Annotated in this window: 15 protein-coding genes and 2 pseudogenes; 6 read left to right on the top strand and 11 right to left on the bottom strand. The window is 42.4% G+C overall.

Translation table 11 applies throughout. The features are described 5' to 3' along the window. Nucleotides 1-65: 65 nt before the first annotated feature. Nucleotides 66-1,052, bottom strand: a complete 987-nt coding sequence (locus VTH8203_RS15615; protein ID WP_096994503.1) for a cytochrome-c peroxidase — start codon at nucleotides 1,050-1,052, stop codon at nucleotides 66-68. A gap of 498 nt (nucleotides 1,053-1,550) precedes the next feature. Here VTH8203_RS15615 and VTH8203_RS15610 point away from each other — a divergent pair, with 498 nt between their 5' ends. Beyond that, the gene (locus VTH8203_RS15610; protein ID WP_096994502.1) at nucleotides 1,551-1,943 is read left to right on the top strand and encodes a glycine zipper family protein; all 393 of its coding nucleotides are present in this window, start codon (nucleotides 1,551-1,553) and stop codon (nucleotides 1,941-1,943) included. A gap of 96 nt (nucleotides 1,944-2,039) precedes the next feature. Here the strand turns inward: VTH8203_RS15610 and tnpA are convergent, their stop codons facing one another. Beyond that, a complete protein-coding gene (tnpA, locus tag VTH8203_RS15605; RefSeq protein WP_096991864.1) occupies nucleotides 2,040-2,474 on the bottom strand; it encodes an IS200/IS605 family transposase in 435 nt (144 codons plus the stop codon). Between tnpA and VTH8203_RS24580 the strand changes: the two genes are divergently transcribed. From VTH8203_RS24580 to VTH8203_RS15595, 3 genes are all read left to right on the top strand, one after another. Continuing rightward, nucleotides 2,475-2,615, top strand: a complete 141-nt coding sequence (locus tag VTH8203_RS24580; protein ID WP_158296159.1) for a hypothetical protein — start codon at nucleotides 2,475-2,477, stop codon at nucleotides 2,613-2,615. It abuts the gene before it with no gap. Nucleotides 2,616-2,617: 2 nt separating this feature from the next. Further along, on the top strand, nucleotides 2,618-3,436 hold the full coding sequence (locus VTH8203_RS15600; protein WP_096994501.1) for a LysR family transcriptional regulator: 819 nt from the start codon (nucleotides 2,618-2,620) through the stop codon (nucleotides 3,434-3,436). Between the two features lie 162 nt (nucleotides 3,437-3,598). Then, nucleotides 3,599-4,582: an OmpA family protein gene (locus tag VTH8203_RS15595; RefSeq protein ID WP_096994500.1), complete on the top strand. Its 984-nt coding sequence runs from the start codon at nucleotides 3,599-3,601 to the stop codon at nucleotides 4,580-4,582. A 67-nt stretch (nucleotides 4,583-4,649) separates the two neighbouring features. Here VTH8203_RS15595 and VTH8203_RS15590 read toward each other — a convergent pair whose 3' ends face one another. Beyond that, nucleotides 4,650-5,918, bottom strand: coding sequence for an O-acetylhomoserine aminocarboxypropyltransferase/cysteine synthase family protein (locus VTH8203_RS15590; protein ID WP_096994499.1), 1,269 nt, complete (start codon nucleotides 5,916-5,918; stop codon nucleotides 4,650-4,652). 232 nt (nucleotides 5,919-6,150) lie between these two features. On the opposite strand from VTH8203_RS15590, the gene VTH8203_RS15585 reads away from it, so the two are divergent. Then, nucleotides 6,151-7,020 (top strand): patatin-like phospholipase family protein, encoded by an 870-nt coding sequence (locus VTH8203_RS15585; RefSeq protein ID WP_096994498.1) that lies wholly within the window; start codon nucleotides 6,151-6,153, stop codon nucleotides 7,018-7,020. A 19-nt stretch (nucleotides 7,021-7,039) separates the two neighbouring features. Here VTH8203_RS15585 and yqfB read toward each other — a convergent pair whose 3' ends face one another. From yqfB to VTH8203_RS15570, 4 genes and pseudogenes are all read right to left on the bottom strand, one after another. Next, nucleotides 7,040-7,348 (bottom strand): N(4)-acetylcytidine aminohydrolase, encoded by a 309-nt coding sequence (yqfB, locus tag VTH8203_RS15580; protein WP_096994497.1) that lies wholly within the window; start codon nucleotides 7,346-7,348, stop codon nucleotides 7,040-7,042. Nucleotides 7,349-7,357: 9 nt separating this feature from the next. Next, a pseudogene (locus VTH8203_RS25730) lies at nucleotides 7,358-7,984 on the bottom strand (SbcC/MukB-like Walker B domain-containing protein); the annotation flags it as partial. An 866-nt stretch (nucleotides 7,985-8,850) separates the two neighbouring features. Beyond that, nucleotides 8,851-10,402: pseudogene (locus tag VTH8203_RS25725) on the bottom strand (AAA family ATPase); the annotation flags it as partial. A gap of 6 nt (nucleotides 10,403-10,408) precedes the next feature. Further along, on the bottom strand, nucleotides 10,409-11,554 hold the full coding sequence (locus tag VTH8203_RS15570; protein ID WP_096994495.1) for an exonuclease SbcCD subunit D: 1,146 nt from the start codon (nucleotides 11,552-11,554) through the stop codon (nucleotides 10,409-10,411). Between the two features lie 432 nt (nucleotides 11,555-11,986). Here VTH8203_RS15570 and VTH8203_RS15565 point away from each other — a divergent pair, with 432 nt between their 5' ends. Beyond that, on the top strand, nucleotides 11,987-12,283 hold the full coding sequence (locus VTH8203_RS15565) for a hypothetical protein (RefSeq protein WP_096994494.1): 297 nt from the start codon (nucleotides 11,987-11,989) through the stop codon (nucleotides 12,281-12,283). Nucleotides 12,284-12,327: 44 nt separating this feature from the next. On the opposite strand, the gene VTH8203_RS15560 is transcribed toward VTH8203_RS15565, so the two are convergent. The 4 genes from VTH8203_RS15560 to VTH8203_RS15545 all read right to left on the bottom strand — a co-directional run. Then, nucleotides 12,328-13,155 (bottom strand): ATP-binding protein, encoded by an 828-nt coding sequence (locus VTH8203_RS15560; RefSeq protein ID WP_279627179.1) that lies wholly within the window; start codon nucleotides 13,153-13,155, stop codon nucleotides 12,328-12,330. A gap of 42 nt (nucleotides 13,156-13,197) precedes the next feature. Then, a complete protein-coding gene (locus VTH8203_RS15555; RefSeq protein WP_096994492.1) occupies nucleotides 13,198-13,620 on the bottom strand; it encodes a hypothetical protein in 423 nt (140 codons plus the stop codon). Nucleotides 13,621-13,631: 11 nt separating this feature from the next. After that, nucleotides 13,632-14,336: a response regulator gene (locus VTH8203_RS15550; RefSeq protein WP_096994529.1), complete on the bottom strand. Its 705-nt coding sequence runs from the start codon at nucleotides 14,334-14,336 to the stop codon at nucleotides 13,632-13,634. A 250-nt stretch (nucleotides 14,337-14,586) separates the two neighbouring features. Next, nucleotides 14,587-14,782: transposase (locus VTH8203_RS15545; RefSeq protein WP_167385790.1), on the bottom strand; the 196-nt coding region annotated here is incomplete at its 5' end.

Here is a 14,782-nt window from a genome sequence, read left to right as displayed (position 1 = left end):
GTAGTGTAAGCTAAGATTAGATTGAAAATGAAAAAAACGCCCATATTTGAGCGCTTTTTCAATGACTAGATCTGTGGCCTAGCCGTTGTGTGTGTTGACGGTGGAAGGTGTGGAAGCGTAACTTGCGGTTGTTCGCCTGTGAGAGAACGCAAAAACGCGGTAATTTTCTTCGATTCATCTTTAGTTAGCGGTTGACCTAATTGAATATCAGCCATGACCTCGACAGCTTCCTGCAAGTCCCACACTGAACCATCGTGGAAGTACGGATACGTCAATTCGATATTGCGAAGCGTTGGTACTTTGAACACGTACTTGTCGAAATCCTTTCCGGTAACCGCGGCGCGTCCAATATCTGGATTGTCAGTATTAAACGTTTTAACCAGCCCCATTTTTTGGTACATCTGGCCCCCGGCTAGCGGACCTGAGTGACAGGCCGTGCACCCTTTTTGCTTAAATAGAGCATAACCTTCAACTTGTTCCTTGGTAAGTGCGCTGTCGTCGCCCTTAAGCCACTGGTCAAATGCGGCGTTAGGGGTTCGCAGCGTCTTTTCAAACGTTGCAATGGCGTCTGTGACTTCATTAATTGTAAAGCTTTTAGAGCCATATGCACTTTCAAACCACTGTCGGTACTGAGGAATCGATTGTAACGTACCAATAGCGAGATCATGAGTGAATGCCATTTCCAAAGGATTTTCGATCGGCCCAGCAGCTTGCTCTTGTAGATCTTTAGCTCGACCATTCCAAAATTGGACAAAGTTTAGGTCTGAGTTGAGAACGGTTGGAGAGTTAATCGGTCCAATTGCCCATTTATGTCCGATTGAACTTGGTAAATTGTCGACGCCACCTGTCGCCACGTTATGACAAGAATTACACGAAATTGTATTTGAGGCAGAGAGTCGTGGTTCAAACCAAAGTGCTTTTCCTAACTCTACTTTTTGCTGATCCAAGCCGACGATGGGTTCAATGACTTTAATGGGCTCTTGATCTTGTCTTTTAGCATTTACATTACATGCTATACCTACTGCTATTGCTGTTACTATTACATTTCTCATTGCTTATTCCTTTGCGCAAATATGAACACACGAAATACAATCGACTACCGGCGATATATCACCTATTTAGGTTATAGTTATTATTATCTTTGCAAGATTAAGGCTTATTCACTTGCAACAGAAAAACAGTAAGAAAATATTAACCATCTTTACAATGCAAAATTTAGATTAAGTTAATTCAAAAAAGGAATGTAAAATTCCATAAATTCCCCAAGGCCCTTACACCTGGGATATTAACGATCAAACAAGCTCTCACAAAAAAAACATATTGGTTACAATTTATTTACACGATTCATTGACTTATATCAATTTATCAAAATATTAACGATGCCGACGAAGAATTAACACAGCCAATAATAAAACCAAAAGCATTCGCCAATTAAATCACTCCCCCAACATGCTAGATGTGTTCATATGTCGACTGTACGTAATAACCAATATTCCAAAATGACGATCTGATTTCGATAACATGTTGTCAAATCCTTCAGAGTACCAGATATGAAAAAGCCATTACTTTCCGTTCTGTTCGCGTTTGTCATCGCAACACCCAGCTACGCCAACCTCATTGTTGACATGCAAGGCGTAGACGAAAAAGACTACATTTATGATCTTCACCAATGTGAAGAGATGTCGAATCAAGTTCAAAAGCAAAAATCTTCGGGTGGTGCTGTGAGTGGCGCGGCGAAAGGTGCCGCCCTTGGCTCAGCGGGTGTTGCTATCGCAGGCGGCTCAGGCACGGAAGGCGCGAAAAAAGGTGCCGCGATAGGGTTAGCTGCCGGAGTACTAGGGCGTAACCGTTCAAATAGAGAAAATAGCGAACAGTATAATCAAGACAAACAAAAAGTAGTAAAAAACTGCATGACAAATCGTGGCTACGTCGTACTTAACTAGTCATTGATAACTGTTAAGTCACCGCTTATAGTTGTTTTAATCAAAACTACCGGTGAAACCGGTAGTATGATGAAAGCCCCTAGAAGGGGCTATGTTTTATAAGCCCGAGAGTCGCAACTGCTCTTGGCGTTTTTCTTCCGACTCCTGATTACGTATGTATTCACGAATCATCTGTTCATCGAGTCCTACTGTGCTAACACAGTAACCTCTTGCCCAGAATTTTCTCCCAGTAAAGTTACGTTTTACCTGCATATAGTCGCGGAAAATTCTTATTGCTGATTTTCCTTTCAAAAAGCCAACAGTATTGGCCACGCTATACTTTGGTGGAATCATCAAGAGCATATGGATGTGATCTTTCATCGCATAACCCTCAACCAATACTACCCCTTGCTGTCTACATAACTCTCTTAAGATTTTTCCGATATCTCTACGCAATGAACCATAAATCGCTTTCTTTCGATATTTTGGAACAATCACAACGTGATATTTGCAATAATGTTTAACGTGAGCTTGGCTCTGCCAGTCTCTCATATGACCTCCTTTGAACTTGCCGGTTCTATAAAGGAGGTCATTTTCCCATCGATGCACGCTGTTACGGCAGAGCCTTTTCGAGTCACACCGCCAGAGGCGGTGGTTTACCAAGTTTCAATTAAGCAAATTGGTACCCATTAGTTATGAACGACCTTAATGCGCTCCGCGTTTTCTTAACGTTAATGCAAACGCAATCTACATTAAAAACCGCTAAAGCATTGGGGCGTTCGCAATCTTACGTATCTAAAACGCTAGCGCAGCTGCGCGCAGAGCTCGCTGACCCACTGTTTATTCGCAGCGCGGCTGGCTTAACGCCTACCACATACGCTCAAAGCATCGAACCGAAACTAAGGCTAGCACTTAACGATATCTCCGAAGCACTAAAACCAGAGATATTCGACCCTAAATCCGTCGACAAGGTGACCTTGCATATTATCGAGCCATATTTAATTGGTTGTGGCAAAGCAATAATTGATGCTATTCGTTGTCACACTTCCGCAGCTATTGAAATAAGACAATGGCAAAGCGGATCTGAGTCGTTACTGTTGACAGAAGAAGTTGACTTAGCCGTTCATGCTCTAACCGACAAACCACAATCGATCTATCAGAAGTATATTCATACTGGGACAGGCGTTTTATATGGCAATATCGAGGGAGAATATGTCAAGTATATGGTCGCGGATCTCAATGAACATATCGATCTGTACAAATTATTAGACCATCAAGCAGAGGCGACTATCTTCGTCGACAATCACGCATTAATGACTCAATTGATGGAACAATGTTATACCTTACGTTACATCACATCAGAGTCACCGCAAAAAGCACCCGTACATTTAGATATGGCTATTTTAGCTAAAGCATCACGTAAAAATGAAGACAAGGTAAAATGGCTAATCGAAATCATCGAGCCCATACTTCGAAAATATATGCCTCTTTGTTATGGTGACACCGCTAGCTAGTAAACTGATTATGGTTAAAGCCCTCAAAATATTATCCCAAAAACTCTCCCCCTCCATCTATTGACATAACCCTCAATTTAATTCTTTGAAAAATTGAGAACCTTCACCTATTTTTAGCAATAATGCAATACATTGCATGGTGATGATAAAAAGGATGTCATTATGAGAAAATTAGTCGTAGCAGCATCAATTATAGGAGCGATGACGGCAGTGCCAGTTATCGCCAATGAGGGACTGTATTTAGGTGGACGTTTAGGGGGTTCATTTCTTTCCAATGCATGTAATATTTCTGGAGCACCTTGTACTGAAAGTGGATTTAGTGCTGGCTTCTTTGCCGGTTATGATTGGAACGATTACATCGCGCTTGAGTTTGCGAACGATTTGTTGGGGAGTTACAAAACTTCATTTGTCGGCGACGGTGCAAGTTACATTCAGCAAGATAATATAGGTGCCCTCACACTAGCACCAAAGTTCTCTTATAGTTTCACTGATGATTGGTCGGTATTTGGTAAAGTAGGTGCTGCCTATACTAGTCATGTTGACAAAACATCATTAATGGGAGGCGTTGGTGTGGAGTACGACTTTGCTACAGCTTGGTCGGGACGCTTGGAATACCAACGTATCAACAAGGCCACGAACGATTGGTTCAACACAGGTATAGACACCGTCTGGCTTGGTATTTCTTATTCATTCGGTAAAGCAGCAGCGGCAGCGCAACCCCCTGCTGAAGCGCCCCCAGTAGCTGAAGTACTAGTCATGACCAAAACCTTTGAGCAAGTTTCTGGTCAAGAGAACTTTGCATTCAATGTTACGCAGCTTGATGAAAGCAACAAGTCAGACTTAATCCCTCTAATTGCACTCATGCAAGAAAACCCAGAATCAACAGTAACGATAACGGGTTATACAGATAACACTGGTCCTGAGGAAGTCAATCAGCGAGTTTCTGAGGAGCGTGCTGAATCCATGGCAGCCTACCTAGAATCTCAGGGCATTGATCGTTCTCGAATGACAGTAAGTGGAATGGGTGAATCAAACCCTGTTGCGACTAACTCAACAAAAGAGGGGCGTGCTCAAAACCGCCGTGTCGAGTTCATTGTTCCTAAGTATGAGTACTCGATCGAAGTGTTAGTCGAACAAAATCAGTAGCTTTTACATACGACACTAAGCTATGAAATAACCCCCAATAACTAGTAATCAATTATTGGGGGGCTTTTTATGCTTGGAGAGCTTGTTCTAAATCTGCCAAGATATCATCAATGTGCTCTATGCCAACCGACAGCCTTATCATCTCTGGACGGACACCTGCTTCTAACTGCTCTGATTCACTCATTTGACGATGTGTTGTCGAAGCTGGGTGACATGCTAGCGATTTGGCATCACCGATATTCACTAGTCTTTTGAAGATCTTAAGTGCGTCATAGAAACGAACGCCTGCTTCATATCCGTCTTTTAACCCAAAGGATAATATCGCTGACGGCTTTCCGTTCATATATTTGCGAGCTAATTCATGATGCGGCGAATCGTCTAAACCAGCATACGATACCCAGCTAACCTTTTCATTCTGCTGTAAAAACTGTGCCACTTTGAGTGCGTTCTCAGTATGTCGTTCCATACGTAGCGGCAGAGTTTCTAACCCTTGAAGTAACATAAACGCATTCATTGGTGATAATGCCGAGCCGGTATTACGTAATGGTACAGTTCTAGCACGACCAATAAAGGCAGCGGGTCCAAATGCCTCTGTATACACTACACCGTGATAGGACGGCTCCGGGTGATTAAACACCGGGAAACGGTCTTTATGTTGTTCCCACGGAAATTTCCCTGAATCAATAATAATTCCGCCCAGTGACGTACCGTGCCCACCGACATATTTAGTCAATGAGTGCACCACAATATCAGCTCCATATTCAATAGGCTTACATAACACTGGTGTGGCGACGGTATTATCGACAATAACAGGAACACCTTGTTGATGAGCTAATGTTGCAATCCCCTCTATGTCAACGATGTTGCCAGCCGGATTACCGATTGACTCACAATACACCGCCTTCGTATTTTCGTCGATCAGCTCAGCTATCGATTCAGGTTTATCATCTTTTGCAAACTTTACCTTAATCCCTTGTTTCGGCAACATGTGCGCAAATAATGTATAGGTTCCACCATAAAGCTGTGGCGTTGAAACAATGTTATCCCCGGCTTCAGCTAACGTCAGAATGGCATAATTGATCGCTGCACTACCTGCACTTACGACCAAACCTGCAATCCCGCCTTCCAACGCAGCCATGCGCTGTTCAAGGACATCATTTGTAGGATTCATAATACGAGTATAAATGTTGCCCGGCACCTCGAGATTAAATAGATCTGCACCATGCTGTGCGCTATCAAATTCGTACGCCACCGTTTGATAAATCGGCGTTGCGACCGATTTTGTTGTCGGATCCGTTTGATAACCGTGATGGATCGATAGGGTTTCGTCTTTCATTGTTCTTCCTTTTACAAAGTCTTCGATTTTCGAACGTTGTTAACGTCAGTCGATCAGTATTTCATTACTCACGCAACTTTTCTTTGAAACAGGCCAAAAAACGGATAAGAGGATAAGGATTTCAAGGAGTGAGTATATCGATTTTACCAATTACTGTAATAAGTAAAGCCAGTTATCACTCAGTAAAAGATTTGGTTATCTTTGGAAAATAATCAACGAACAGAGAACCACAGTGAGCAACAGAGCACTGATCGTAGAAGGCGGCGCGATGCGTGGCATATTTGCGGCAGGCGTACTAGACGCCTTTTTAGAACAAAACCACAACCCATATGACTTCGTTGTGGGAGTCTCAGCCGGAGCATCGAATCTGCTGGGGTATCTAGCCCAAGCCCCAAACCGAAGTTATCACATCATTACCCAGCTTGCGACGAGCAAAGACTTCTATAATCCTCGACGATTTTTAGCAGGAGGACATCTTGTTGATGTGAAGTGGTTATACGAGGAGTCAAATCGCCAGTTTCCGATTGACCATCATTTAGTGTTCAATTCCGTCCCCTTTATCGCCGCTGCGACTAACGTTTCAAATGGACTACCGGATTATTACGAAGTAACACATGAAAATATCGCCAAGGCGTTAGAAGCAACCGCATCTTTACCTTTGGCATATAAAGAAACACCTTGTTTTGATGAAGGTTGCTACACTGATGGAGGAGTCGCTGATTCTATTCCTGTCCGTGAGGCCTATCGCCGCGGAGCAAGAGACATCACGGTTATCCTATCTCACCCTCTTAGTTATGAAATGCCAAAACCCAAAGCAGGTTGGTTGATGAAAAAGATGTTTGTTAAACACCCAAACGTTGGACATGCATTGACAAAACGGTCACAAAACTACAATGAATCATTGGATTTCATTAAAAATCCACCGAATGACTGTGTTATCCGTGTTATCACGCCACCCGAGGATTTTCCAGTACAGCGTTTAACAATGAAAAAGGAACTATTGGATTCGGGGTATCAGATGGGAGTGGATGAAGGGAAAAAACATGTTTACCACTTAAGAGGTGAACATGTTTATCAACAGGATGAGTGCCCTTTCTGTTAACAAGGCACTATTGAACGCGTTAGGCTAGCTCAAAGGTGATCACATACAGCTGGTTTTCACTAGGATAAATGTCACGGATGACACTTTTAAGTTGAGGCAACGTCATATTTTCCTGACTCGCATGGTCCTCATTAATATCATCATATAGGATTGCTTCAATAGACAAGATTTTCAAATTACCGAATACCCTACCCGCCTCATAGGTGGCCACAGGAATGACTCGACCTAACTCAAAATCAATCTCAGTCTTATCTCGAATCGTAATCGTTTTCTTTCCTGCTAAAATATCAGTTTCAAAACGCTCAAAAAATGTGATTTGGTTTAGCATAAAACGCCCTTAATTTACCAATCTTACCGTACTTCCAATTCGTGATGCGTGAACATCTAAACGAAGTGGCATTTGTTCTTTTAACTCTGAAACATGGGAAATAATCCCTATGGTTCGCCCACTTTGTTGCAGTTCAACCAAGGTTTGAATTGCTAAATCTAATGACTCAGGATCTAGGCTACCGAATCCCTCATCAATGAACAATGTATCTAAACGTATACCACCGCTGTATGACTGAACGACATCTGATAACCCTAGCGCCAGTGAGAGTGCTGCCATAAAAGACTCACCGCCAGATAGTGTTGCCACATCACGCCATTTCCCGGTATAGGCATCTTCAACAATGAGATCTAGGCCTGAACCAGCGTTGCCCTTACTGCGCGTTTCTTTTCGCTTTAGGTCGTATCGTCCTTTACTCATCAACCTTAATCGTTGTGAGGCCTGAATTAATACATCATCTAACAATACGCCTAATACAAAACGATGAAGGCTGATTTTATTGCCCGTTTTACCATTAGCAACATCGCTTAATGTGCCTACCACTTGATATTGCTTTTCAAGCTCTCTATTTTGCGACATCAGCGAATTAACTCGGGTTAACACTTGATTTAGACTGTCTAACTTAGATTGTTCTTGTTGACACTCGCCCAATTTTCTCTGATATAACGTATCGGTCTCATTTTTAGTGTGAAGTAATAGCGAAATATCCGGCAACTGGGTATCGCTCAGTTCTTCATTCACTAGTTTCAATTGTTCACTTACTCTGACCTCGTCTCGAGCGAACGTCGCTAACTCAAGTTCAAGCTCGCTAAGACGTGGTTCCGCCAATATCGCAGTTAGGAAGTTTGCTTCATCACAAAAACTACTACTCGCTAAAGCGGTTTGCCAATGTCCTAATACTAAGTGATGATCTTTATTTAAATCGTTAAGCTGTTTAGTTAATGTGTCCAAATGAGATTGGTATTTAACTAATGTTTCCCCAGTTTGGTTGGCATTGCTCTGAGCAACTTCCAAGGCATCAGAAAGCTGTTTTAACTCACTGGAAATCACTGTCTGTCGCTGTACAACTTCGTTGGTATTGGCATAGCCGGTGTGGTTATCCGTTTCCAACTGGGTGACGACCGCTCGCAATTGCTCTTTTGAGATCGCAGATTCATTAACTGAGGTAGTTAAGTGGTTCAGCGCTTCTTGTTTCGTCGATACTTCATTTACATGCTGAACGAGATGCATATCCATCGATTTTAAATCAATTTGATTAAGCTGATGAATTGTCGCTTCCGCCATATTAATATCGTTCTGAATACTGATAGTAAACGGTCGTAACTGCTGCTCTTCTATTTCAAGACTACCTAACAAATCGTTGCGCTGAGACTCGGTACTTTCGAGCGTACTGGTTAATTTCGCTAATTCTTGCTGCTGCTGATTCACATTGTCACTGATCGTCGACTCATTAGCCCTAAGTTCATTAACCTGTTGCAACGTAACCGTTCGCTGCGTTGAAATCGCTAGCTGTGGATGTTCAGTACTGCCACACACTGGGCATGCACTGCCTTCTTCGAGCGTTGCCGCCAAGATTGCAGCCTGACTCGAATGCCATATAATTTCACTTTCGGTACGTAAGCGCGTTGCTTCTTTTAGATCGTCAGCGAACTGGGCAATCTTTGACTGAGTATCAGTTTGCTGTTCTCTCAAAGAAGCTACCGTTGCCGCCAATATATTCAGCGTTTCTAGTACGTTCCACTGTTTTTTCAGTCGATCGAGTGACGCTGTAACATCATTTAGCTTCTGTTTTTCTTTACTCGCTTCTTCAAACGATTTTTCAAGCGTTACAGTCTGATTCTTAAGTATTTCTACTTCGTCAGACATTTTTTTGTGCTGATCTGTCAATACACTGTATTGGTGTTCCGCTTTTTTCGCTTCTTGTCTTTTCTCATCAAGTTGCTGAAGTGTTCTCTCAAGTTGCCTCAAAGAGTAACTTTCTTCATTAAGGGCTTCACTGCGCTTAAAGTGGATTTTTTGCTGTTCCAATACGACTAAAGAGGCGTCACGCTGTTCCTCCGCTTGGCGAATTTTGCTACGCCCGATATCGATACGTTCTGATAACGCCGTAATTTGCTGGCCAACCTTTATGGTTTCATCAAAAGTAGGCTTAATCTTTGTTGCTTGAGTATGATTCGCAACCATCTGGTTCGCTAACGTAATATCAGAGCGTTTATCGTCGAGAGTTTTCGCTTCAGCTTCTAAATTACGTTTTGCTTGAAGTCTCTTTTCCACAGTAATTGCAAAGTCATAGGCTTGTTGAGCTTGGTTTTTCTCATTTTCAAGCACTTTCAACTGCTGTTTAAATTGCTCCACGTTTGGTGTTAAGTGTTCTAAAGACTGATGTAGTTGCTGTACCGACTCAAATGACGCGACATCCAATGCCCCTTTAATCTGGTTATCGAACTCCTCTTTTGCTTTGCGAATTCCAGCCGCTTTATCAAACAGAGTACGCTCTATCGCGGTATAAACTTGAGTTTGAAAAAGTTGTCCAAAGATAGCTTCACGTTCTTTGGAACTGGCGGTAAGTAATTCCCTAAATTTACCTTGGGGGATAACCATCACCTGGCGAAACTGTTTTACATCAAGTCCCAATAGATCTTGTATCGCGATACCAACTTGCTTAGGTTTGTTAGCAATCAAGCTGTTATCGACCAATTTAACCAACGTAGCGCTATGACTACGTTTGGTTGTGCCATCGCCCCTCTGCTTGGGAACTTCTTGGTCTGGGCTACGAGTGACTTCATAGGTTTCACCCGCTAATTCAAATTCAAACACCAAGGTTGTCAGAGTATTACTTTCAGCATAGTCGCAGCGCATTTGATCACCGGTACGCTCACTGCCGGTGGTTTCACCATAAAGCGCGTAACATATCGCATCCAAAATGGAGCTTTTTCCTGAGCCAGTAGGACCATTGATCAAAAATAAAGGACAGTCTCCAAGCAGGGAGAAATCTATGACTTCTTTTCCTGAGAAAGGGCCAAACGCTTGCAAAGTCAGTTTTAGAGGCTTCACGGTTCCTTACTCCTCAGACGTTTTTTTAAGTGACGTGACAATGTCAGAAAGCATCGTTTTTTGATTTTCTGTCATATCGTCACCTTGAACTTCTAGGAAAAAATCATGAAACATATCCACCTCTGAACGCCCTAAACGCGCTTGTGACATCTCTCTATCGACACCAATTAACATCCCTGGCTTTTCAAGATGTAGCACATTAGGATACACCTCTCTTAGCTTCGCCATCGGGTCAAGAATGGCATGTTTATCCATTAACCGCACCAGCAAGTAATCGTCTGCGTTGGCATCTTTTGGGGCTTGTTCAATCAAGTGTTGCAGTTCACCTTCCAATACCCGCATATCATGAGGCGCAGTCAAGGCAAGAGTCTGTATTTCAATACTCTGATTGTCACCAGACATATCGACTAAGGTGACACTTTTATTATGGTGTTGCTCTGAAAAGGAATATTTCATTATCGAACCTGAATAACGAATGGTATCCAAGCCACGCTTTTGTGCTTGGTGTAAGTGTCCCAATGCAACATAATCGAACGCTTTAAAGTGTTCATAGCTCACCCTGTCAGCTCCTCCTATTGACAAGGTTCTTTCAGATTCACACGTTTCAGCACCATCAATAAAACAATGACTGAGCAGCACATTCTGCACATCACTACGCATTACGTTATAAATTTGCGATGCAAGAAAGGCATGAGCATCATCATGGTTACTTACTTGGATATCGTAATGGTGCCTTACCTGTTCAGGATCACTATACGGCATACCATAGAAGTGGACGACTTTTCCGTTATCTGACGTTATCTCTATAGGCGTGCTCAATTGATCGAGTGAACTGATAATATGAAGTCCGGCTTTGCCAAATTGTTTTGAACCAAATCCTAACCTTTTCGCGCCATCATGATTACCAGAAATCATGATGACTGGCACATTCAGATCTTGTACGAGATGACTTAAGAAACCATCAAGAACCTCAATCGCCGCAGTCGGTGGGACTGAACGGTCATACACATCCCCTGCGATTATCAGTGCGTCAACATCATGTTCTACGACATAGTTTGTAATTTGGCTAAGGACGTGTTTCTGGTCTTCTAACAGAGAGACATTGTGGAATTGTCTACCTAAGTGCCAATCAGAGGTGTGGATAAATTTCATGCGGTTCAATTTGTTATCGATGGTTCCTTTTACCGAAGTATACCATTAGCGCCTCGCAAACCCGCTAAAAACTTCACTGACAAAGCACTTAGCCTTAATTGCCATATTCTTAGCAATAACCGCCAATAAAGCCGGGGTTTATGAATTTTGATATCAGTTTAGCTATAAATATCTTTGACTCTCGACAATAATTACAACGGGATACATGAGTTTATGAGAGTCGACCGCAGTTACATAACTGTCCTTACTCGCATCAAAGAGTTTGTTCCTCATTGGAACAAACTCACTATCGGCACTGTGTTTCACAGCACTGATTCTACGTTAGGTTGATTTTCTCTTATTGCAGCCTCTTCACGGACGGCGGGCCGCATTTTTATCCACTCGGTAAACGTCAGACAAACTATGTCTAGAACAATAATAAAGGAGACGATTATGAAAGCTCCACAGCGAAAAGATAGAATCGAAGATCTGTTACAAGGGGTAGCCAAAGAAGTACATGCTTATTTGCATGAATACGGCCGTTCAACGTCCGATGGCTGGGTTTCTTCGGTCACAATTCAAAAACAGCTCGGCCTTAAACATCACTGCAACCCAATAGGCTGTTCAAATGACACGCCGAAAAGCTGGGTTTTCAGTGTCATTATGCGACGACTACAAGATCAAGGTAAGGTAGAATATAAGAAAGTCGGCTCTCGAGTGACTTACCGCAGCCGCACTGTTATGCACTGATTGGCTTGCGCCCACCGACCATGCCTAAAAATAAGAAAGGAGCCTCACAGCACCTTTCTTATTGGTAAAATTAAGCTAAAACATGCGCCGCCCAACTCACTGTGGCTGACCTCAACATTACCTCCGTGACGAAGCATAATATGTTTCACTATCGCTAACCCGAGACCATATCCTCCGGACGCCCTATCTCTCGCTTTGTCTACACGATAGAAAGGTTCAAACAACATACCCCAATGTTTGGGATCAATACCGATGCCATCATCATGAACTTCAATCGCAATATGATCGGAATCAGGTACCAATTTAACAACGATGGTCTCTTTGGCGTATCTTTTCGCATTACCAATTAGATTAACCAAGGCTCTAGAAAGTAAAAAACCATCAATTTGCGTCGTAAGTTCAGACTGGTATGTCTGCAACAAGAACTTTTGACCGATGTGATGCTCCCATTTAGTATGATTTTCATTGAGCCAACTTACTAGATCGACTTGTTCTAAGTTAATGGCCGCATCTGGTCTTTCAACGCGAGCATAGTAAAGCAGTTCATCTACTAGCTTTTCCATGTCCTCAGTATCTTCGATGATACTCTTGAGCTGTTTCTTAGCTTCTGGATCTTGTACCTGTTCTAGAAGTACCTCACTTTGCCACTGTATCCGAAAAATCGGCGTCCTGAGCTCATGAGCAACCGCGTTGGTCAATGCTTTGTTGCTTATCATTAGGTCGGCGATTTTTGTCGCCATACGATTAAAGGTGCGATTAAGTTTTCCTAATCTGACCCATTGTTTCTCAGAAGCGCGAGCGGAAAAATTACCGCTGGCAAACTCCATCGCGGTTTTTTCTAGCACTCTTAGGCGGCGACTTAAAAACCAAATGAGCAGAAAACTAAACGCAACAAAGCTGGCTAAAAAAAACAGCTACACTACTTGACTGTTAAACTCAATCGCTTTTATAAGCTCTGAGTCTGGGTCATCAGAAAACTCGAAATAGTTAGGGTTGTTGTCAAGCTTCAACCACAAATGATCGTCTTCATTTAAAAAGAAGTAAGCATTTGTATTCTCTTTGAAATACTCGGCTATGGACTGTGGAAGTTTGTCGTGTGGATACTCATCAAGCAGGCGATGAGTTTTTTTTGCAAACAGTTTCATCAGTACGATCGCCTGCTCGTCGCTTTCATTGGTCGAAACATGATTTATAATGTCACGAAACGCTTCCACACGAAGATTGGCATCGACTAAGTCAGGATCAGATTTACCGTAAATCAGATATTCATACCCATAGATGCTTGCTGCAAAAAGTAAGATAAGTCCAATTAAAGACTCTAAAAATATGCGCCACACAATAAGCTACCCTAGTTTTTCCAGCCATCGGCCACAAATAGGTAACCTTTGCCGCGAACGGTAATAATGCCTTTTGGATTCGTCGCATCGTCCGACAGTTTTTTACGTAGAGTCACTATTCGATTATCGATAGTACGATCAATACCATCATAGTCTATCCCTCGTAATTGACGAGTCAGATAGTCTCTCGACAAGACCTCACCTGCCGATTTGCCAAGTAACCAAAGTAGATCAAACTCACTGTCTGTCAACGCCACATCTACGTTGTCATATTTACAGCTTCTGCTCTTTTGGCAGATAACTAAACTGCCAAAAGACATAGAGTTCCCATCCAGTTGCACATGTTCTTCAGCAGGGCGGCGCAGTAAATTGCGCACACGAGCTAACAAAACACGCGGCTTAATCGGTTTAGAAACAAAGTCGTCTGCCCCCGTTTCTAGCGCTGCGACATGATCGAAGTCGTCATCGCTCGCGGTAAGCATTAGTATTTTACCTTGATAGCTGTCACGAACTTCTCTACAAATAGACAAACCGTCCTGCCCTGGAAGCATTAAATCTAGGATGGTAATATCTGGGTTAAACGCCGTAATCAGGTCCGCTGCTTCATTGCCATCGAAAACTGTCTTCACTTCAAAGCCTTGAGCTTTAAAGTAGTCACCTAACATAACGTTAAGTTTTGTGTCATCTTCTACAATTAACAATTTTTGATTTACCATGATTGAGTCCAACCCTTCTCTATATTGCTCGCAACAATACATAAATTTACATAATACTACAATCAGAGCTGTTAACTGTTGCATCAGATTATTCCTAGTATGTTTGTGGGTTAACATGGCCAACCAGATAACATTTCATCATACAATACAATAAGTTATGTGCGTCCTTGTGTACAAAACAATTGAACAGCGTACAAAATAGTGGCTTAGTTGTTTTTTTAGAACCTACTGTATGAAGGCTCTTCTCCGCTTAGATGAGCTTGACAGAAGGGTATAATATTGAACTTACCTCAGGTACTGAAAGCTGTTTAATCTTCAGTTTGAAGTATTCGGTATCTCTTATCCCGCGAGCTCTTCTACGCAACAATCCTATTGATACATTGCCAGCCTCGATTATAGAGCTGGTTAGTCGGTCATACTTTGCAAAGTTACAGATGCCTTCTTTG

The sequence above is a fragment of the Vibrio thalassae genome, assembly GCF_900089835.1.
GTDB classification, from domain to species: Bacteria; Pseudomonadota; Gammaproteobacteria; order Enterobacterales; family Vibrionaceae; genus Vibrio; species Vibrio thalassae.
Note: the sequence above shows the minus strand (reverse complement) of the source record. Positions and strands in the feature narration are given on the sequence as shown.

Excerpts from the sequence above, each read along its gene's own strand:
- VTH8203_RS15615 (WP_096994503.1), bottom strand. The coding sequence starts at position 1,052 with ATGAGAAATGTAATAGTAACAGCAATAGCAGTAGGTATAGCATGTAAT.
- VTH8203_RS15610 (WP_096994502.1), top strand. The coding sequence starts at position 1,551 with ATGAAAAAGCCATTACTTTCCGTTCTGTTCGCGTTTGTCATCGCAACA.
- tnpA (WP_096991864.1), bottom strand. The coding sequence starts at position 2,474 with ATGAGAGACTGGCAGAGCCAAGCTCACGTTAAACATTATTGCAAATAT.
- VTH8203_RS24580 (WP_158296159.1), top strand. The coding sequence starts at position 2,475 with ATGACCTCCTTTGAACTTGCCGGTTCTATAAAGGAGGTCATTTTCCCA.
- VTH8203_RS15600 (WP_096994501.1), top strand. The coding sequence starts at position 2,618 with ATGAACGACCTTAATGCGCTCCGCGTTTTCTTAACGTTAATGCAAACG.
- VTH8203_RS15595 (WP_096994500.1), top strand. The coding sequence starts at position 3,599 with ATGAGAAAATTAGTCGTAGCAGCATCAATTATAGGAGCGATGACGGCA.
- VTH8203_RS15590 (WP_096994499.1), bottom strand. The coding sequence starts at position 5,918 with ATGAAAGACGAAACCCTATCGATCCATCACGGTTATCAAACGGATCCG.
- yqfB (WP_096994497.1), bottom strand. The coding sequence starts at position 7,348 with ATGCTAAACCAAATCACATTTTTTGAGCGTTTTGAAACTGATATTTTA.
- VTH8203_RS15570 (WP_096994495.1), bottom strand. The coding sequence starts at position 11,554 with ATGAAATTTATCCACACCTCTGATTGGCACTTAGGTAGACAATTCCAC.
- VTH8203_RS15565 (WP_096994494.1), top strand. The coding sequence starts at position 11,987 with ATGAAAGCTCCACAGCGAAAAGATAGAATCGAAGATCTGTTACAAGGG.
- VTH8203_RS15550 (WP_096994529.1), bottom strand. The coding sequence starts at position 14,336 with ATGGTAAATCAAAAATTGTTAATTGTAGAAGATGACACAAAACTTAAC.